Origin of the sequence: Foetidibacter luteolus (genome assembly GCF_009650435.1) — a bacterium.
Lineage (GTDB): Bacteria > Bacteroidota > Bacteroidia > Chitinophagales > Chitinophagaceae > Foetidibacter > Foetidibacter luteolus.
Map to the genome: position 1 here is coordinate 1 of NZ_VVIP01000054.1, position 21,518 is coordinate 21,518.

Below are 21,518 nucleotides of genomic sequence, written 5' to 3' on the forward strand. Positions count from 1 at the left end.
CTTCCCGCAGCAGGGGTTCTTTAAAAAGCTATGGATGTACCGGTTTTTGTGCATCGTCTTGATTGTAGCAGTGCTTGGTGTTTATTCCTTAAGCAAGGAGTGGATCAACCGGCACTATGACGAGGGCAGCTACAAAAAGGCATGGGATTACATGTATGACCATGCAGACAAAGTCAATATGAAAAAACTCAACAGGATGTACAGGGAGGCCAACGGGCCAGGCAATAAACAGTAAGAGCACCCGGGAGTTCGGTTGACGGGTAATGAATAAGGCAGGGTTAGACATCCGGACAGGGCATCAGCGGGTGCATGGATGGCTCCTTGATCCCTAACTTATTTCTTTCTTACTTGCTCATTCAAAAATTTTCATGTCTTTATTGAGTAACTCTTGAAGGATGTTAGCTATTGTTATTGATGGCGGCATTATAGAGTTTAAATGGATCATTGAAAGAAACATTATCTAAATGATTAATTTGGTAAGGAGTGGGTACTACATTACGGGTGGCCGTAAAGATGTAGCTGGTAACGGGGTGCCCTGAAGCGCTGCCGGATTGAAACGGAAACCCCGCTGAAGACTTTGTGCAATGGCCCCTGTGGCGGAGTTGCAGTAAAAAGCCGGAACTGCCGTTACGTTGAAAAACTATAACTGAAAGCACCACATATTTTTTCCGGATAATTTTACGGGATACCTGGTATGTAGTAATTACGCCGGGCCCATTAAAATAAAGCATGGAGAACGGCGCGTGAAACAGCTTTGCGGTTGCTGTACTAAATGGGGATGTGAAGAAAGCCCTGAACCATATTTCGATTGTTTCTTAATTTTAAAGCAAATACTTTACCTGGCAACCATGCTGAACGCTACCGATAATGAACTTTTTAATCATGTGAGCAATGATGACCAAGCTGCGTTTCGCATTTTATATGATAGGTACTGGCGTAAGCTACTGGTTCATGCGGTGGTAAAATTAGAATCGGAGGTGGAAGCGGAAGAGCTTGTACAGGAAATTTTCCTGCAGCTTTGGAAGAGGAGGAAGCAAATACAGCTAAAAAACAGTTTCCATACGTATATCGCATCCATGCTTAAGTATGAAATACTGGCAAGATTTAAAAAAAGGAGGCAGCAACAACTGCTGCAACAGGGAATGGTTAATGATGCCGGTAATACTGATACAAACGATGCTGCTTACGAACTGCTCCGCCGGGAAATAGAGATAACGATACAATCCCTGCCAGAAAAATGCCGGCTCGTGTTTCGCCTTAGCCGCGATGAGGGCCTCAGTGAAAAACAGATTGCAGAACAATTAAATATTGCACCCAAAACCGTTGAAGCCCATATCAGCAAGGCGCTCAAAAAGCTGAGGGCATCGCTCCAAACCCTCTTATGCCTTTATTTTTAAGACCATCAAAATTTATATCCGCCTGATGCCTGGCCCATATTTCACACCTGGATAATGGACTGCAAAATTTTTTTTAGGGTACACTAAGGGTAGTGGAACTTTTGGTACGCTATAATAGAAACAGGTTGTTTAATGCCAGCACTTACCCCGGAACAGATACAGGAGATTGCCAGCAAATACTTTGACGGCAGCATAACACCTGCAGAGAAAAAACTGCTGGATGAATGGTATAATACGCAGCCCACAGATACGGTGGAATGGAAGCGGGATGAAGCTGAGGCTGCACTGGAGCAGCGGCTGTTTACAAACATCCAGGAGCAGATAAGCAGTGTGCAGGAGCTCCCTGTTGTACTCATGCGCACAAAACGCCGTATACTCTGGCGTGTAGCTGCCGCGGTACTGGCAGGGATAACAGTAACTTATTTTTATTTACGTACCGCTACCGTGGAAAATGATACAGTTGCTGTGAAAAATACGCATGATACGGCTGTCACCTATACCCGTTACCTAACCCTGGAGGATGGCAGCACCGTTATCCTTCACGCCGACAGTAAACTAACCCGGTCCCCGGGTTTTAACAATGGCGCCCGTGTGGTTACGCTTACCGGCGAAGCTTACTTTGATATCACCCGCGACACCCTGAAGCCTTTTATTATACATACCGGCAAGGTAAAAACAACCGTGCTGGGCACTGCTTTCAACATTTCAGCATACCCGGGTAAAAACACAATTACCGTAGCTGTTACAAGGGGTAAGGTAAGGGTGGAAGACAGTGAAAAAATACTTGCGGAGCTTACCCCAGACCAGCAGGTGGTGTACAATATTCCTACGGCTAATGCCGAGCGTGAGAAAGTTAACGCCGTTGCATCCAGCGCAGGTTGGGTTAGGCAGGATATGAACTTCGATGGCGCTTCACTGGCGTCAGTAGTGCAGGTGCTCAATAAGCGCTACAACGTAAATATCAGCTTTAAAAACCACGCACTGGAAAACTGCAAGGTAAAAGTATCATTCAATGGTACAGAGCCTCTTGTTAAGGTGCTGGATTTGCTGTGCACCATCAGCAATGCGTCTTACACCAAACCCGATGATGCCAATATTGTGATTGACGGGGAAGGCTGCATGTAGTACTGCTTATCATTTTATCAACCAAAACAAAATTGATTGCCATGCCAAAATCTAAATCTCCTTAAGCATCCTTTATTTCGGCCGGTACAGCCAGCAATAACTGTTTTACATGGTATGTGTTTACCTGTGCTTAACCAGGTTGTTTTGCTTGTTGCAAAAACAGCATACACATAATCTTAAAATACAACAGGATTGCCAGTCTTTATCGCCGGCATCTTTTAATTAAAAAACCCCTTGCGCCGTGGAAAGCATGAAGGGGTTTCGCCTAAAAACTGTTTCGCCTGCTTGCAGGCATTGAATCACTTTTAAACTATTGCAAGTTATGCAAAAAACGATTGCCCGGGGCAATGCGGTTTGTCATGCGCTGTTGCCCGAGCTTCCCCGTCATATAAACCCCTCATTCATTATGAAGCTGAGCATTTGTGTAATGACGCTGGTGGTATTGTCAACGGAACTGCTGGTGGCCTCTCCCGGCCATGGCCAAAAGATGGAAGAAAAAGTTATCCGGCTTGAACTTAATAACGAAACCCTGCGTGGCGCCCTGTTCAGGATTGAACAATTGTCTGGCTTTAAGATAGCTTACCTGCTGGAACATGTGTCAAAATACAAGGGCATTTCCATAACAGGGGAAGAACGTACAGTAGAAGCAACGTTGCGGCTGGTGTTAAGGGATACAAAACTTGCCTTTCGCCAGGAAGATAATACCATACTTGTATTTCCAGGCGCAAGGATAAAAACTGAAGAAGAACCGCCACCGGTTTATGTGCCGGCAGATATAACTGTATCTGGCAAGGTTACCAACAGTGCAGGTGAACCCCTGCAGGGTGTAGCCATTACGGTTAAGGATGACAGGAACAGGGGCGCTGTAAGCGATGCAGCCGGCATTTATAAAATTACATTGGACAACAACAACGCTATACTGGTATTTTCTTACATAGGTATGGAAACACAGGAAGTGCCTCTAGCCGGAAAATCTGTAGTAAATGTATCGCTCCAGGAAACAGCGGCGCAACAAAAAGAAGTGATTGTAGTAGGTTACGGCACGCAGAAAAGGCGTGAATTAACAAGCTCTATTTCCACCATCAACAGTAAAGAGATTAATGAACTGCCTGTTACCGAACTGGGCCAGGCGTTGCAGGGCAGGGTGGCCGGCGTTACGGTAACCAATGTAAGTTCCCCTGGTACGGCGCCGGATATAAGGATACGTGGTGTAAGCTCGGTTAGTTTTGCTACAGACCCGTTGTATGTAATTGATGGTTTTCCCACCACCAATTTGTCCAGCTTTGATAACAAAGATGTGGAAAGCGTGGAAGTGCTGAAAGACGCCAGCGCTGCCGCCATTTACGGTTCCCGGGCAACCAACGGTGTTATACTTATCACCACAAAAAAGGGGGGCAGGAATGCAAGGTTGCGGGTAAACCTTGATTCTTATGTGGGTATAGAATCTGCCTGGCGCCTGTTACGGCCCATGACAACCAGTGAACGCAGCCGCTTTATGGATGGTATGTACGCCGGTGATAATATTGATGATGCGTCAAAACGGCCAAGCCGTTACACCACGGAAGAAATGAACAAATTTCCTTACCCCGGCGCCACTCAAACCTACGCACAAACAAATACAGACTGGCAGGGCCTTCATTTTAAAACCGGGTTGCTTACCAACCACAACCTGTCATTGAGTGGTGGTGGTGAATCCTCCCGTTTTTATAGTTCTGCCGGTTACATGAAGCAGGATGGTATACTCATCGGCGTTGGTTTTGAACGGTATAATTTCCGTATTAATTCAACACACGATATTGGCAGCCGTTTCACCTTCGGGCAAAACTTGCTGTTGTCTTACACAAAACAGCGCTACAGCAGTTCAGATGGGGAAACCGGCGACCAGGGTACTCCTTTGTCACTGCTCCAGTTTGCTTTACCGCACCTGCCTTTGCGTGATCCTAATACGGGTTACTGGATAAAGGCGGGCGGTGATGGCGTTGATGGTCACCCCTTCCCCAACCTGGTCGCGGATATTGAAAACTCCAGCAATTTCAAGAAAACAGTAAAGATCCTGGGTAGCGCTTACCTGGATGTTAAGCTTACCCCTTCCTTAAAATTCAGAACCACTTTTGGGATAGACTACGCTGATGGGCTAAACAATGCGATAAGGCAGAGCTATACCGTAAACGACGGCTTCAGCATCCTCAAAACAGATGATGGACTTACTTCCATATCCAATAACCGCCGCGTATTTACCTCGTTGCTTTTTAGTGAGCAGTTGACATTTGATAAAACATTTAACCACCATCATATAAACGCGGTACTGGTTTATGAAGGGCAGACAGCCGACATAAAATCAGAAATCATGTCCGGCAGGCAATCTTCTCCCGGTCTTACAACTTTAAACGGCGCTTCTGCAATAAGTGCGGTAAGCAACAGGGAAGAGAACCTGCTGCTTTCTTATGTTGCACGTATAGCTTATGGCTATAAAGGGAAATACATGTTAAATGCCAGCATCCGCCGGGATGGTTCATCTGTATGGGCGCCGGGTAATAAGTTTGCCAACTTTCCCGCGGTTTCCGCAGGCTGGAACATTGCCAGGGAATCATTCCTGGAAAAGAGTACTACCGTATCAGATTTAAAATTAAGGGCCAGCTATGGGATAACCGGTTTAAACCCCACTGCCCTGGGTAATTACCCCTGGCAGTCGCTGATATACAACTCTGCCTATCCGTTTAACAATGTAAACAATGTTAATACCGCTTTCTATAATAAACTATCCAACCAAAACCTTGAGTGGGAAAAAACATCGCAATTAAACATAGGCCTGGATGCCGGTTTTTTGAACGACAGGATTAGCCTTACAGTAGAATATTACGACAGGATAACTGACAACCTGATACTTAAAGCCCCAACCCCGCCTTCTTTTGGGTATATACAATCTACAGACGTAAACATTGGTAAAATGCAAAACAAGGGCTGGGAGTTCCAGGCAGGGTACCACGAAAGGAACAGGCCTTTTAAATGGGGGGTAACCGCTAACCTCGGCATTGTGTCAAACCAGGTGTTAAGGCTGGATGCGCCAAGCGGCGCCATATTCGGTGGCGAAGGCAATTACTTCTCCAGTTGGGGGGTGCCGGTTACACGTACGGTTGCCGGCGAATCCATTCAGCCTTTTTATGGCTGGGTTTTCGACCGTATTTATCAAAGCCAGGCCGAGGTGAATGCAGATAATGAAGCTGCCCGTGCCAAAACAGGCAATGCTGGTGCGTTCTACCAGGCATCAGCCACTGCAGCGGGCGATGTAAGGTTTAAAGACATAAACGGAGATGGCATTGTTGACGACCGGGACAGGGAGAAGATCGGCAGTTTCCTGCCCGACTTTACCTATGGTTTAAACCTTACTGCCGCATACAAAAATTTTGATATTTCTATTCTCTTCCAGGGCGTGCAGGGCGGAGAAATATTTAGCGCTATCGGCGTTTATTCCGGCGCTTTCCGCTGGCCCTTGGGTGGTAGCCTTAAGGCGTTTGAAGATGCCTGGACATCCGCCAACCCCAGCACTACCAATCCCCGCATCAGGTGGAGCGATCCAAACGATAACTCCCGTATCTCCAAACGCTGGCTGCAGGATGCTTCTTACCTCCGGCTGAAAAATATTAGCATTGGTTATGAAATACCTTTTAAACAACTTGATCAAAGATATAAAGGCGCCATTACAAAGTTTCGTGTATACGCAGCCTCGCAAAACCTGTTGACATTTACAGGTTACGATCTTGGTTATGACCCGGAGATAGGTATGAAGATAGGCAGCAACCGGGGCGCCGGTAACCTTACCAATGGTATAGACTATGGCCAATACCCCGCCGCCCGTTCCTTTATATTGGGCCTGCAGGTAGGCTTTTAACATGTTCAACAAAAAAATATTCAAAAAATGAAAACACATCTTTTTTTCATAGGTTGCCTTTCGCTCCTGCTCGTTTCCTGCGAGAAAGAGTTGAACAAAACCAACCCCAATTCCATAACAACGGAGGAATATTATACAACCAGTGCCCAGCTTGAAAAAGCAGTAAACGGCGCATATACCACACTAAACGGCAGTTATCTTGTCGGGTCGTCGTATATATGGCTGCAGGACCTTCGTTCAGACGATCTTGTAGGCACCACCCTTGCCGATGAACGGGGTGATATCCTCCGTGGTGTGGCCGGCGTTAATAATTCTTACGTGGAAAGGATATGGCGCGGCTGGTACATTGTTATCCACCGTGCGAATACTGTTATCAATAATACTATTCAGTCCGATCCGGACGACCCCACCAATAGCCTGCGTAACCGGGTAGTGGCCGAGGCCAAATTCCTGCGAGGCATGGCTTATTACGAGCTGGCCAGCCTTTGGGGCGGCGTGCCACTGATTACAAAACCGGTTTCCGGCTTTTCAGATTTTCAGCCGCGTACCTCGCAGCAGGCGGTGTATGAATTTGCTGTGCAGGATTTAAAAGACGCGGCTTCCGCGTTGCCGGCCACCTACGATGCGGCAGCTAATGGCCGTGCTACCAGCGGTGCGGCCAATGCGCTGCTGGGCAGGGTGCTTATGCAAATGGCTAATTATGCCGAGGCAAAAACCTACCTGCAAAAAGTAAAGGATACAAACCTTTATGGCCTGGTAGATAACAGCAACCAGAACTTCCAGGAAGAACACGAGTTTAATAAAGAATCCATATTTGAAGCGGCATTTGTGCCCTTGCAGGATGCCGCGGAAGATGAAGGCGATGACTACCAGAATGGCCAGTACCGCGAATCTACAAATGGTACCCGCCAGTATGATATGAACACTGGTAACGGTGTGGTATTGCCTGCTCCTTCCCTTATTGCCGAATTTGAAACAAACGACCCGCGCCGCAAAGCCATGATGTATGATATTGGCGATACCTGGGCCGGTGGTGTTATGACACAGGTTTCCTGGAAAAAATATACCCTTAGCTACAAAAACCCAACGCCCGGCAATGTGGCCAACGGCATTAACAGGCGTATGATACGCTATGCGGAAGTATTGCTGATGCTGGCAGAATGCGAAAATGAAACCGGTAACCTGAACGCAGCGGTAAACCTGCTGAACGAAGTACGCGGCAGGGCCGACGTTGTGGCCGCGGGTTTGCCAAAGTATCCCATTGCAGGCACCTATCCTTGCAACACAAAGGATGAAGTTACCCGGGCCGTTATGCACGAAAAGCGTGTAGAGCTTTGTGGTGAGCAGGTTCGCAACAGGGATTTGCTGCGCTGGCGTGCCGCCGGTAAACTGGTCCTTATGGGTGGCGATCCTATCGCTTATTTTAAAGCCGGTAAAGATGAACTGCTGCCGGTGCCACAATCAGAAATTGACCGCAACCTTGCCCTGGGCCAGGGTGGCGTAACTGCGCAAAACCCGGGGTATTAACTGCCGTAAACGGCAGTTTCAAAACCTTTTGTTTACCGGCTATGGAATTTCATGGCATCGCCTGTTGTGTCACTCACTGCACCGTTCAGAACATTTTTCAGCAAAGCGTAGGTGGGCAACCTCATCGCCGCCATCCGCCTTTTTGCTACACGGGCTTAAAAGCTGCACATTGAACAGAACGATAAAGTGATTGCGACGCAACGAAGTCGCCACAGGGCGTTGCCGCCGGTACCATGCTTTATTAACCCCTTTTAATTCTAATCTGCATAATGAAACTGGATACAATAAAAAAGAGTAGCCGTATTGCTTTGGGAAAATGCTTTGTGGTTGTATGCTGCCTGGCGGTGGGCTGCGGCCAGCCGCCGGCTGAGCAAGCTGCGGTAAGGCCTTCGCCAGTTAAAATGCAGCCTGTTCCAGATTATTTATCTCCGGAGCAAAGCATGCAAACCATGCACCTGCCGCCCGGTTACCACCTGCAATTGGTGGCATCGGAGCCTATGGTGCAGGAGCCCGTGGCCATTACATGGGATGGAAACGGACGCATGTATGTGGCCGAGATGAGAAGTTACATGCAGGATATTGAAGGTACAGGCGAACGCCTGCCCATAAGCCGCATAAGCAGGCTGGAAGATACCGACGGCGACGGCGTAATGGACAAGCATACCGTTTTTATAGACAGCCTTGTATTGCCCAGGATGCTGCTTGCCCTGGATGACAGGCTGGTAGTTAACGAAACCTATACGTACAACCTGCACAGCTACCGCGATACCAACGGAGACGGCGTAGCGGATGAAAAAAAACTTGTGTACCGTAACGATGCCCCGGACGAGCGTAACCTGGAGCACCAGAAAAGCGGGCTTGTGTGGAACCTCGACAACAATATTTATGTTACCAGCCCGGTACGCTACCGGTACCGCAATAACATGCTGGTGCCCGATTCGCTGGGTAATGCCCCGGCAGGCCAATGGGGCATAGCGAATGATAATTATGGCAGGCTGTTTTTTTCTTTTGCCGGTGGCGAAGTGCCGGCACTTGGGTTTCAGCAAAACCCGGCTTATGGCCCTATGGAAGCGGATGACCAGCTTGAGCCCGGTTTTGAGCAGGTTTGGCCGGTTATAGGCACGCCGGATGTGGAAGGCGGTTTGCAAAGGCTGCGGGAGGATAGTTCGCTCAATCATTTTTCCGCATCCTGCGGGCAAACCATTTTTCGTGGCAATAAACTGCCTGCCACTATGCAGGGTGATTTGCTGATATGCGAACCTGCGGGCCGCCTTATACGCCGGGCGAAAGTAATAAACAACAACGGCAGGGTCCTGCTGCGAAATGCCTATGATAAAGCAGAGTTTCTTGCTTCAACTGACATGAACTTCAGACCGGTAAACACAGCCACCGGCCCGGATGGCTGCCTGTACGTGGTAGATATGTACCACGGCATAATACAGGAAAGCCAGTGGACCGGGCCGGACACCCATATAAGGAAACAGATATTGCGCAAAGGCCTGGACAAGAACCATGGCCGTGGCCGCATATACAGGGTGGTATATGATGGCATGAAGCCTGCGCCGCAGCAAAAACTGCTGGATATGAGCAACACCCGGCTTGTTGGGTTGCTGCAGCACCCGAATGGCTGGTGCAGGGATAATGCCCAGAAATTGCTGGTTGTACGCAATGCCACGGGTATAGCCGGTTTACTGGAAGCCATGGCTACCGGCAGGCGCAGCTTTTGGCAGGCCCTGCAATTCTGGAAAAGTAAACCTTCCGCACTTGCCCGCATTCATGCGCTGTGGACGCTGGATGGCCTTGGGCTTACTAAAAAGGAAACAGTTAAAGACGCGTTGCGGGATGAAGATTCGCAGGTGAGGAAGGCTGCTATTTGCATAGCAGAAGTTTTTCTTAAACAGCAGGACAAAGAAATGCTGCACCTGCTGGAGTTATTAAAAGATGACAGCAGTATGGATGTACAGGTTCAATTGATATTATCGCTGCGTGATTACCGCGGGAATAATGCCGCCGCAACCATTAAATACATCGCCGCTAAACACCAGCAGAATGCCCTTCTTCAAAAAATGGCTGCACAAAGCCTGGTTAGCGATAATTACCTGGCGGAGCTTAGGGACATCATCAAAGGCCGCAATGAATTTCATCAAACACTGATACTGGATGGCGCCGGGCATTTTACACAGTTGTGCGCCAACTGCCATGGCGCCGATGGTAAAGGGCTGCCCTCTGCTGTTGCCCCGCCGCTGGCCGGCTCCGCAAGGGTGAAAGGAGATGCTGAAACGCTTATAAAAATACTCCTGCACGGCCTGCAGGGCCCCGTTGATGGCAAGGATTATCCGGCCATCATGCCTGGTATGGGCGACAATTCCAACGAGTATATCGCTTCTGTGCTCAGCTACATCCGCACCGCTATGGGTAATAACTCAACTGTAATAGAGCCTTCTGAAGTACGGGTGCTAAGACCAAAACTGCAAGGGCGCAAAACCAACTGGACGCTGGAAGAACTGCTAAAGGACAAAAAATAAAAGCCGCCACCGGCACAACACATTATGACTACCCGTGTTACAATTTGCCTGTTGTTTTTATGGTGCCAGGCGGCCTTATTGTCAGCCCAGCCCATTACTGCCGGAGCTGGGGAGAAAACACCATCGCTATCCATGTACTTCGACTGGATTAACCGCAACTGGCATGGCTCCACCGAGAAAAAAGCATTGGCAGGGATTGGTTTTTTTGAATGGATGAAAGATGAATACGGCATGCAGCTAGATATCTTTTTGCTAGATGCAGGCGTATTCGACAACGGGCCCAACTGCTCATCCGTGCCTGGCAGGCCAGCTTATGGTAATCTTTCTTCACCCTGGTTTAAGCAGGCTTACCCAAACGGGCTGCAGAAAATATACGAACGTGCTTCGCAAATGGGTACAAGGCTTGGTTTATGGATTGGCCCTGATGGATATGGAAACACCCGGGCTGAAGCGGCGGCACGCATCAACCTGCTTGCCGGCCTTTGCCGGGATTATAAGCTCCGCCTGTTTAAGATGGATGCCTGTTGCAGTGACTTAAGGCCGGAAAAAGAACCATTTTTTATCACAGCCATGCAGCAGGCCAGGAAATATTCCCCGGATCTTATTGTACTAAACCATCGCATCAGCCTTAGCGATAAAGCAAAAAAATATGCCACTACTTTTCTTTGGGAAGGCAGGGAAACTTACATAGATGTAAACAATTTTAATGATACCGTGGCGCCACACCACAGGCAGGGTAATATGAAGAGAGGGTTGCCACCCGGTTTGCAAAGGTTGACAGAAGACCACGGTATCTGCTTTTCCTCGGCCCTGGATTATTGGGAGGACGACCTGGTACTACAGGCCTTCAATCGTTCATTGGTGATAGCCCCGGAAATTTATGGCAACCCGTGGCTGTTGCGGGATGAAGAGTTTGCCAGGCTTGCACGTATCTTCAACCTGCACCGGCGCTACAATGGCATATTGGTAAACGCAAAAGAATTGCCCGGGGACAGGTATGGTTATAAAGCTGTTTCCCGCGGGGATACCATAACCCGGCTGCTTACATTATGCAATCTTTCCTGGCACACGCAATGGTACGGAGTTGCACCCGATAGCAGCATAGGCCTTGGGCATGCGGCATCGTACCATTTCCAGCAATACCACCCCGTTGAAAAATACCTTGGCCAAATTAAGGCAGGCAGCACACTGGCTGTTGAAGTGCCGCCCTTTCGCTCTGTATTGGTAAATGTTACGGCCCGCCAGGATAATTTTTTTGTGGAGGGTACCGCTTACCAGGTAACACGCGAAATGAAAGGAAAGCCGCTTGAAGTAACTCTGTTGGGTATGCCCGGCACCCGGGCAAAAGTTAAAGTGCATGCCGCTGAAAACAGTCGGCTGTCATCGGCTATGTTGGATGGGCAGCCCGCGGCAGGCTTGCTTGCGGATGGCATGGAGGTAAGCTTTGCCGGGGATACGCTTAAACTGCCCTGGCACAGGAAAATTGGCGTATTGCCATTGACGAATGATACAACGGGCGCCACACCTGTATATGAAACAATGTGCTTTAGCAACGATAACGATGCGCTGGAAACAAGAAGCCTTACCCGCGCCGGTAAAACCCGTTTTACACCTGTACAGGCGGCCAGGGATGCGTTTTTTAAAGACAGTCTTTTCCGTGCCACAGGTTCATGGCAGCAATTCGCTTTTGATGCGGACACATCCAGTTACTTTAAAACCTATGCAACGCAATATTCAAACGGGCTTATACCGGCAGGTGCACTTAGGGTTGCCTGGCCTGCCGGGCAACAGCCAGACAGCATCACACTTGAGGGGCTGCCCGGAAAGTATGATGCCGGCAAGGTTAGCCTGTCCCCGGACCTGGTATCCTGGCACAATGCGCAGGTAACTGCCGGCGATGGTAAGCTGCTGGTTCTTCCGCAAGAGGATGACAAATATTTGAAACTGGAAAAAGCGCCTGCCTTTATCGGCGAAATCAAGGGGTACCGTAAAACCCGTCTTCTACCGTCTGCGGGTTGGCATGCATCCAATCTTTTCGCAAACATGGTGGCAGACACGGTAAAGCTTGCCTGGCGGCTGCCCTTCATGCTAACGGAAGCGGCGCCTGGCGCCTACCTGGCCCTCACTGTTCCCGGTTACTACAATACAGAACAGGTATGGGCCGGCTTAAAAATTGGTGATAGCTTGATTGCCCCTTCGGACAGGAGCCCCTCTTTCCCCTACAACAACTGGGAGCATGTTGACAAAGGCACAGGAAATGTTACTTTTTACTTTGCTGTTAGCGACAGCATCCTTAATCAAAATGCCGAAATGTTACTGTTCAGCGCCAATGGCAGCCTGGCGCAATGCCTGCCGGAATTATGGATAACCGCTTATCCTTCGCCTTACGCAAAAAGGCAACTGGTATTAGAATGACAGTGCAGCTTAAGCAAAAGCCATCGTGTTTTATCTTATGGTTGATTGCACTATTGGGTAATCTTTTCTTAAGCGGAGCTTTGTAGGGAATAATATCTTTTTGCAAAGAAAACATACAAAACAGCCTGATTAATGGATTTCCTGGACGGGTAAAAAAAAGATTTTTGTTTAGCGTTCCATCCTAAGGAATGCTTCATTGACGGTTGTTTGCCAGCAATCATTCATTTTTAAAACTTCCGTCATGGTTCAAACAAAAGATACGGTTATTGTCCGGCATCCCCTGCAGCCGGTAACAGCAGATGAAATCACTAATACCATCGCCATTCTTCTGGGTCAAAAAGGTCTTGACAAAAACACGGTGCGGTTTATCTCGGTATCTCTGAAGGAGCCTCCCAAGCAAACAGTATATGCTTTTAAAGAAGGTGAGAAGTTTGAAAGGCAAACGTTTACGGTAGTATTGAATAGTTTAACCGGCGAAGTATTTGAAGCAGTGGTTAATCTTTCTACGACTGTGATTACTTCTTGGGAGCAAATTACAGGTGTGCAGCCAACAATGACCGCGGATGAACAGGTTGAATGCGAAGAAGTGGTGAAGAAAGATGCAGGCTTTCAGGCAGCGCTTAAAAGATATGGTATCACGAATCCCGACCTGGTTATGGTGGATATATGGACGGCTGGCAATTATGGTGCTGAAGAAGAAAGTAGTGTGAGGCTTGCCAGGCCGCTTTGTTTTGTTCGAGCCGATGAAACTGATAATGGCTATGCGCACCCGATAGAGGGGTTGAGGCCGGTTGTTGACCTGAATGCCATGAAAGTAATTCGTGTGGAAGAATTTGATATGACGCCTATACCACCAGACGCGGGCAACTACCGGGCTGATAAATTAACATCATTCCGGGGTGGCTTAAAGCCGCTTGAAATCATCCAGCCGGAAGGGCCAAGTTTTACGGTGAATGGCTATGAGGTTAACTGGCAGCAATGGAATTTTCATATTGGCTTCGGTTCCCGCGAAGGGTTAACACTCAACTATATTACTTACGATGATGCCGGCAATGTCAGGCCAGTATTGTACCGGGCTTCATTGTCCGAAATGGTGGTTCCGTACGGTGATCCCGGCCCTACCCAAAACAAAAAGAATGCTTTTGATACAGGTGAATACGGCATGGGGCAATGCGCCAACAGCTTAACCCTTGGTTGCGACTGCCTGGGGTATATAAAATATTTTGATGCAGTTCTCAACAACAGCCGGGGGGAGCCTTTTGTTATCAAAAATGCCATTTGCATGCATGAAGAAGATTATGGTATTTTATGGAAACATACGGACCGCCGCAGCGGGCACGCAGAAGTAAGGCGTTCAAGAAGGCTGGTGATCTCTTCCATATCAACTGTTGAAAACTACGAGTACGGCTTTTTCTGGTATCTGTACCAGGATGGCAATATCCAGTTTGAAATAAAGTTAACGGGTATACTTTCATTAGGCGCATTAGATGCTGGCATTAAGCCTAAATACGGCAATCTGGTTGCCCCCCAGCTATATGCGCCTAATCACCAGCATTTCTTCAACATGCGGCTGGATTTTGACCTTGACGGTGTAAACAATTCAGTATACGAATTGAATGTGGTTGCCGATGAACCAGGAGATTACAATCCTTACCAGAATGCTTTTTATGCCAGTACCACCCTGCTTGAAACAGAGCAAAAGGCCAGGAGGAATATGAACCTGGAAACCTCACGTACCTGGAAGATTGTAAACCCTTCACGTAAAAATGCCTATGGAGAACCGGTAGGGTATAAGTTTATGCCTGGCGATAACTGCGTGCCTTTTGCGGCTAAAACTTCAAGTTGGTATCAAAGGGCGGGGTTTGTGGAAAATCATTTCTGGGTAACACCATTCAACACCAAAGAATTTTATGGCGCAGGGGATTATCCCAACCAGCACAAAGGCGGCGACGGCCTCGTGAAATGGACAAGCGCAGACAGAAATGTCGCCGATACGGATATCGTAGTCTGGTATACCATGGGGCATACGCATATACCCAGGCCGGAAGACTATCCTGTAATGCCCGCAGCTTACATTGGCTTTTTACTAAAGCCCAACGGGTTTTTTAATGCCAATCCCGCTAACGACTTGCCCCCGGCAGAAAAAAAGAAGCAGCCTGGTGAAAATGGGTCATGCTGTTGCTAATCGTAAATGGCAGGCTGTAGCAGGTTTGGTAATAATGCCTCTTTACCGCTTATAACAGTTTGGTATGTATAGAAAACTTTCCCTTGTCGGCTCTTCTGTAGTTTGGATACTATTACCCAAATGCAGCGCATGCCTCATGGCGTATATGGGCTTATTTAGTGCATTGGGCCTGGGGCGGCTGGTACATAGTAGTTATACATTGCCAGTAGTAAAATTACTGTTGCTGGTAAACCTGGTTGTGTCGGTATGGCTTTCTGTAAAGGCAAAACAATATGGATATGCCGCATTAAGCATTGGCGCAGCGGTGGTGTTTGTAATCAATAAACTTTATTTTGAATCGGCCATTGTTAACCTGTGTACCTGTTTAATACTTATTATAGCGGCCTTGCGCATCCGGTTGCTGCGTATCCGGAAAAGAACATGTTTATTTCATCAAAAAGAAAAAGCTGCCTGTTAAATTCAGGCCATCGCAAAAGGAGTTGTGCCGGCCCCAAGGAAGCGCTTGCGGTATTCTTTGGGGTTCATGCCGGCTATCTTCCTGAAATGTTTGTAAAAGTTGGAAAGGTTTTCAAAACCGCTGTCAAAACTAATCTGGGAAATACTGAGGTCATCTGTCATCAGCAGTTTGCAGGCATGGCTGATGCGGATTTCAGTTACATAATCAGAAAAACGTTTCCTGGTGTGATGCCTGAAATACCTCGAAAAAGCGGCATTGCTCATGTGCACAAGGCCAGCTATTTCCTCAACATATATTTCACGGTTAAAATTGCTGCGTATGTATTCAAAAATAGTCTTAATGCGGCTGCGGTCTTTAATGTTAGAAGCTTCCCTGTGCCGGCCTACATTAAAGTCAGATGAAAGCAGGGGTACTACTTCATCGCTTTCCGAAAGTTTAATCAGAATATCCAACAGGCTAACCAGCCTGTGCGGTGCACTTTCTGAAGACATGTTGTGCAGTTTGTCAATAATATAACCGCGTACGTTGCCACGAATTTCCAGCGCAAGCCGGGAGTTGTCCAACAGGCGGTGCACCAGCTTCATTTCCGGTATTTCAAAAAAGTTGCGGCCTAAAAAATCTTCGGTAAAATGAATGAAAGTAGAGCAGGCTTCTCTTTTACCATTTTTGCGGTAGTATTCGGCATTATTCTTAAAAAAATGCGGAACACGCGGCCCAATAAGCATAAGCTCACCTTCATGAAACTCTCCAACCTTATCGCCGATAAATTTAGTGCCGCTGCTTTTGTCGATAGTTACCAGCTCGTACTCTTCATGAAAATGCCAGGGTTTATCAAAATAGGCGCAGTTCCAGTTGTTGTAAAGAAAAGATGTTTCACTTATCAGCGGTAGTTTATGCAGTTGTGGCCTCATATTCAACATTTTCGGGAGTTCAATGGTCAATTTAATTTTTTTTGATAACAATAAAAAAATCATATCAAAAAAGTATAAAAACATACATGAAAAAGACAAAAATGCCCTTGCATGCCGCTCTATATTTGCCTGGCGCTCTCAATCTCAGGACCTAAATATGTATTTATATGCGCAAAATCGTGGTTTACATTGTCTGTAGCATATTGTTGTGCCTGTCATCTGTTCCCGCAGTAACCGGTCAAACAAAATCCTTACCCGTAGCTAAGCTTGTGCCTTCAGAAAAATTTTTGTTCAACTCTTTTGTGGACTGTAATATGGCAACAGTCTGGATTAAAGACACGTTTCGCATATTTCCCGGAAAGTATGGCGAAGACCCTCTCTGGGGCGAAGCACATGAACTAAAATATGCGGATGGCTTAACTGTTGACGAGGTTTTCCTTAAACCTTCAGGTGCATTTACTGAACCTGTTATGCCTGCCAATGCCGACCGGGGTGAAGCGGGGCTTCATGGTGCCGTTTGGTTTGAAACCTTGTATAAAGATGCCCGGGATGCGTCCGGCAATACGCTGTATGCGCTGTATCATAATGAAAATTATCCGTCAACACTGCCTTACAACCCGGCTACCGGAAAAGGTTATATTGATGAAAAGTGGCCGGAGGGTTTAAAAGGCCCGGAAACAAAAACTGCGGTTTGCCGTATTGGTATAATGAAATCAACCGATGCCGGCAAAAGTTGGGAAGATAAAGGCATCGTTTTGGAAGATAACCAGCCCAGGCTTATTCTCAGGCCCCATAACACAGGTATTAATTTTGCTGGCGGCAATGGCGATCCTTCTGCGGTGGCAAATGGTGGCTATCTCTATATTTTTTATGGCGAATATGGCTACCCCGGTGTTTACGACTCTGCAAGCTATAACCCACAGCTTGAGTGGGCAGGTCAATGCATCAGTATTGCCCGCATAAAGTTGAGCGACCTTGATAAACCGCATGGCAAAGCCTTTAGATGGAACGGCTATAAATTTGAAGCACAGTACGACAGTACAGGCAAGCCGGTAAAAAGCCTGCAGATTCCTTTGGCAGAAGGCGGTGGCCCTGCATCATCGGCAACTGCAAAATATTACTGGGGGCCATCCGTTAGCTGGAACAGTTATCTTGAATGCTGGGTAATGCTTATGGCGCGGGCAGAAGGCCCGTCGTGGAAAGGGAACAGCATTTATATTTCCTTCAATAAAAATAAAAGCCTGGATGGTGTTAATGCCCAGCAGTGGTCTGCCCCGCAATTGCTTATCAGTAAGCCCGGACATACGGTGTGGTACCCTTCCCTGCAACCCGTAAATAACGAGGAGAGCAGGAAACAAAAATTCACATCGCTGCACCTTGGCCGCACAGCCCGTCTTTTTTATAAAGACATGCACGATGATAAAAGTGAATACATCTCAGAATACATCATCGAGTTTGAAAAGTAGTTGCTTCTTGCAGGTAGATTTAAAAAAACCATTCGAATTTTTTGGAGGTCAGCTTCAGTAGTCGTGGCAGCATCGTTGTGTCACTCACTTGTACGGTTGGATTCGCTGCGCAGCTTTTCCCACCGTGTAGATTGTTTAACCTGTGCATGAACCGCTGATGTATGTAAGTATCATTGGTGGATATAATGCACATACGCAATATCTTCTATGATGATTGGATTGGGTGTAGCCAATCTATAGCTGCTGCCAGTCGCCCAATGAACAGAACGATGAAAGGATTGCGACGCAACGATGATGCTATAATTGATGTAGCTGGTATCATTCCCTTTATCTACTACATAACAATCAGTACTGTGTTAAAAAAGAATAATTAATTGCCCGATAAGTAAACATTTTCCTTTGCTGCGCTGGGTAATTTTATCATGTAACAGACTATCGCTTTTTTAAACCAAACATTGCTTATGATAAAGAAAACACCATTGCCCGGTTGCCATATACGGGTGTACACAATTCTACTTTTTTGTTGCGTGCTTGTTGGGCAGGTAATTGCCCAAAGCGCTGCTCATGCGGTGCAGGGAAAAGTAACGGACGCCAGGGGCGCTTCCCTTGCAGGTGTTTCCATACAGGTAAAAGGTTCTAATAATGGAACTGTTTCAGACAAAGATGGCCTTTATAAAATTCAGGCTTCGGATGCTGATACACTGGTTTTTACTTTTATTGGATTTACCGTAAAAGAAGTTGCGGTAAAAGGGGTAAATGCCATTGACGTAGCAATGGAGGAAGAAAATAAAGCATTGAATGATGTGGTAGTGGTAGGGTATGGTACACAGAAAAAAGTAAATGTAATTGGGTCGGTGGTTACCGTTGGCTCCAAGGAAATAACATCGGCCCCGGTTTCCAATATCACCAATGCGTTGGCGGGCAGATTGCCTGGTGCTGTAATTCAGCAGTCAAATGGAGAACCAGGCAGGGATGGTGCTTCCATATTAATAAGAGGGCAGGGTACATTAGGCAACAGCGAACCGTTGGTGGTTATTGATGGTGTACTGGGAAGAGATATTAATTCTGTTAACGCAAACGATGTGGAAAGTATAAGTATCCTGAAAGATGCTTCTGCCGCCATTTACGGTGCAAGAGCTGCCAATGGCGTTATATTGGTCACCACAAAAAAAGGCAGGTCTGGCACACCGGTTACAGTTAACTACAGTTTTTTCCAGGGATTTCTTTCACCAACCAAGCTGCCTGAAATGGCCGATGCGGCCACTTATGCGGAGATGATACGTGAAGTGCAAACCTATGCAGGTGTTGATGAATCTAATATGAAATATTCAGCTGCGGATGTTGACAAATATCGCTCCGGCGCATTTCCGTGGACACACCCGAACACGAACTGGTTTGATGCTGCGCTGGCAGGCCACAGTCTTTCTTCCAACCACAATGTTTCTGTAAGCGGCGGATCTCAGGCTGTTAACTATTACGTGTCTTTTGGCGCCCAGCATGATGGAGGTATTTTTAAGAATTCGGCAACCAATTATAACCGCTACAATATTAAAGCAACGATGGATGCCAAAGTAAATGAATACCTGACGCTTGGGCTTGACCTGAATGGCATACAGGAAAACAGGGATTATCCATCCACCAGTGCAGAATTTACATTTGACGGTGCAGTAAAAAGCCTTCCTACATCACCAGCCTATTATCCCAATGGATTGCCCGGGCCTGATATCGCTTATGGACAAAACCCGGTAGTAACCGCAACCTCTGCCACTGGTTTTGATGAATCAAAACGTTATCGCTTAAATACCATCATCAGCGCCAGTTTGAAAATTCCTTATGTGAAAGGACTTACGGCACAAGGTTATTATGCCTACGACGTTAACCTGGGGCAAAGAAAACTTTTTCAAACGCCATGGACATTGTACCAACTGGATGATGCAGCTTACCTGGCTGCAGGCAATACCGGCGTAGAAGATGGTTCTGACTTTTTGGTAGGATCACTAAAAGGTGTGCCGGAACCGTGGCTTCGCAACTACTATGATGATTCCCGAAATAAAACGCTTAATCTGAAGCTGGACTATACAAAAAGCTTCGGCTCTCACAATGTAAACGCATTTGTAGCTTACGAAAGCATGGACTACCAGGAGAAAGGGACAAATGCATACAGGCGGTATTTCGTTAGCAACCAGTTGCCCTACCTGTTTGCCGGTGGTGATAATGAAAAAGACAACAGTGAATATGTTTCCTTAGATGCCCGGAAAAATTATTTTGGCAGGCTGAGTTATAACTATAACGAAACTTATCTTTTACAGTTCTCCTTCAGAAGAGATGGCTCAATCAGGTTTTCCCGGGAAAATGGCCGGTGGGGCAACTTTCCAAGCGTATTGGCAGGATGGAATATATCCAACGAAAAATTTTGGCAAAACCATGTAAGGTTTATTGATTTCTTTAAGCTAAAAGCATCCTGGGGTAAACTTGGTAACGACCTTGTAGATCCCTTTCAGTACCTGTCATCTTATGCAGTGAGCACTGGTGCTGTATTGGGCTCCGGGAGAACATATTATTCCGGGCTTTCGCTCGACGGCGCACCAAACCCTTACATCACCTGGGAAGTAGCTACCGTGTGGAACGTTGGTTTTGAGTCACAAATGTTCAACAAAAGGCTAAGCCTGAATGCTGATTTCTTTTACCAGCGCAGAAACAACATACTGGTACAACGCAATGCGTCGGTGCCAAATTATACCGGGCTGGTACTGCCGGACGAAAATTTCGGCATCGTGGAAAACCGCGGTGTTGAACTTGCCTTGGGGTATTCCGGCCGGGCAGGAGATTTTTCTTACAACCTTAATGGAAACTTTGCTTATGCCCGCAATAAAATAATTGATTTTGATGAACCTGCAAGACAAGTACCCTGGCAAAAACTAACGGGTTACCCCCAGGGAACAGAACTGGTGTATAAAGCCATTGGGATATTTAAAGATGAAGACCAGATTAGCAAAACACCACATGTGGCAGGGGCAAGGCCCGGGGATATAATTATCGAAGATTATGATGGCGATGGCGAAATAACTGCAGACGATCGTATTCTGAACAAAAAATCCGTTAATCCTGAAATTACCTATGGTTTTAACGTTAACCTGCGCTACAAAAACTGGAGCTTGTCTGGCCTGATACAGGGATCGGCAAATGCGACCCGTCGTATGTATTATGAGCTGCAGGGCTTCGCTGGTAACTATTTTGGCTATGATGCTGACGGCAGGTGGACGCCCGACAATACCGACGCAAGCAAGCCACGGGCTTTTGACCGCAACGATGCGTACTGGAGAAGTAATTATATTACTACTTATTCTTATCAAAGCGCTTCTTATGCAAGGCTGAAGAATGTACAGTTGAGTTATACATTCCCGGCCAGGATGCTGAAGGTTGTTCACTTACGGGAAGCACAGGTATACGTATCCGGCCAGAATCTTTTTCTGCTTTATTCCGGTAACAAATATGTTGATCCGGAGATGGGTGGCATTAAAACAGGAAACGCCTCAAAAGACTATAGCGGCAGCGGTTTTACACTGTATCCTGTTATGAAAACCTATGCGGTAGGTGTACGTATTGGCTTATAATCATTTC

Annotated in this window: 13 protein-coding genes; 11 read left to right on the forward strand and 2 right to left on the reverse strand. The window is 47.0% G+C overall.

Annotation, left to right across the window (positions count from 1 at the left end; all coding sequences use genetic code 11):
- The coding region (locus tag F0364_RS16925) for a hypothetical protein (RefSeq protein WP_207632731.1) at window positions 1–235 on the forward strand (235 nt) is incomplete at its 5' end.
- A gap of 163 nt (window positions 236–398) precedes the next feature.
- Here the strand turns inward: F0364_RS16925 and F0364_RS16930 are convergent.
- Entirely contained in the window at window positions 399–656 is a 258-nt protein-coding gene (locus F0364_RS16930) for a hypothetical protein (protein WP_153798990.1), read from the reverse strand.
- 192 nt (window positions 657–848) lie between these two features.
- Here F0364_RS16930 and F0364_RS16935 point away from each other — a divergent pair, with 192 nt between their 5' ends.
- The 8 genes from F0364_RS16935 to F0364_RS16970 all read left to right on the forward strand — a co-directional run bounded on the left by F0364_RS16935 (window position 849) and on the right by F0364_RS16970 (window position 15,520).
- Window positions 849–1,397: an RNA polymerase sigma factor gene (locus tag F0364_RS16935; RefSeq protein WP_153798991.1), complete on the forward strand. Its 549-nt coding sequence runs from the start codon at window positions 849–851 to the stop codon at window positions 1,395–1,397.
- A gap of 132 nt (window positions 1,398–1,529) precedes the next feature.
- Window positions 1,530–2,522: a FecR family protein gene (locus F0364_RS16940; protein WP_153798992.1), complete on the forward strand. Its 993-nt coding sequence runs from the start codon at window positions 1,530–1,532 to the stop codon at window positions 2,520–2,522.
- Between the two features lie 322 nt (window positions 2,523–2,844).
- On the forward strand, window positions 2,845–6,411 hold the full coding sequence (locus tag F0364_RS16945) for a SusC/RagA family TonB-linked outer membrane protein (protein WP_153798993.1): 3,567 nt from the start codon (window positions 2,845–2,847) through the stop codon (window positions 6,409–6,411).
- Between the two features lie 27 nt (window positions 6,412–6,438).
- Window positions 6,439–7,938: a RagB/SusD family nutrient uptake outer membrane protein gene (locus tag F0364_RS16950; RefSeq protein ID WP_153798994.1), complete on the forward strand. Its 1,500-nt coding sequence runs from the start codon at window positions 6,439–6,441 to the stop codon at window positions 7,936–7,938.
- Window positions 7,939–8,207: 269 nt separating this feature from the next.
- The gene (locus F0364_RS16955) at window positions 8,208–10,463 is read left to right on the forward strand and encodes a DUF7133 domain-containing protein (protein WP_153798995.1); all 2,256 of its coding nucleotides are present in this window, start codon (window positions 8,208–8,210) and stop codon (window positions 10,461–10,463) included.
- Between the two features lie 24 nt (window positions 10,464–10,487).
- Window positions 10,488–12,878 (forward strand): hypothetical protein, encoded by a 2,391-nt coding sequence (locus F0364_RS16960; protein WP_153798996.1) that lies wholly within the window; start codon window positions 10,488–10,490, stop codon window positions 12,876–12,878.
- A 241-nt stretch (window positions 12,879–13,119) separates the two neighbouring features.
- Window positions 13,120–15,063 (forward strand): primary-amine oxidase, encoded by a 1,944-nt coding sequence (locus F0364_RS16965; protein ID WP_153798997.1) that lies wholly within the window; start codon window positions 13,120–13,122, stop codon window positions 15,061–15,063.
- 64 nt (window positions 15,064–15,127) lie between these two features.
- Window positions 15,128–15,520, forward strand: coding sequence for a hypothetical protein (locus tag F0364_RS16970; RefSeq protein WP_153798998.1), 393 nt, complete (start codon window positions 15,128–15,130; stop codon window positions 15,518–15,520).
- Between the two features lie 2 nt (window positions 15,521–15,522).
- Here the strand turns inward: F0364_RS16970 and F0364_RS16975 are convergent, their stop codons facing one another.
- Window positions 15,523–16,431, reverse strand: coding sequence for an AraC family transcriptional regulator (locus F0364_RS16975; protein WP_153798999.1), 909 nt, complete (start codon window positions 16,429–16,431; stop codon window positions 15,523–15,525).
- A 167-nt stretch (window positions 16,432–16,598) separates the two neighbouring features.
- Here F0364_RS16975 and F0364_RS16980 point away from each other — a divergent pair, with 167 nt between their 5' ends.
- Window positions 16,599–17,897: a hypothetical protein gene (locus F0364_RS16980; RefSeq protein ID WP_153799000.1), complete on the forward strand. Its 1,299-nt coding sequence runs from the start codon at window positions 16,599–16,601 to the stop codon at window positions 17,895–17,897.
- A 461-nt stretch (window positions 17,898–18,358) separates the two neighbouring features.
- Window positions 18,359–21,511 (forward strand): SusC/RagA family TonB-linked outer membrane protein, encoded by a 3,153-nt coding sequence (locus F0364_RS16985; protein ID WP_153799001.1) that lies wholly within the window; start codon window positions 18,359–18,361, stop codon window positions 21,509–21,511.
- Window positions 21,512–21,518 lie beyond the last annotated feature (7 nt).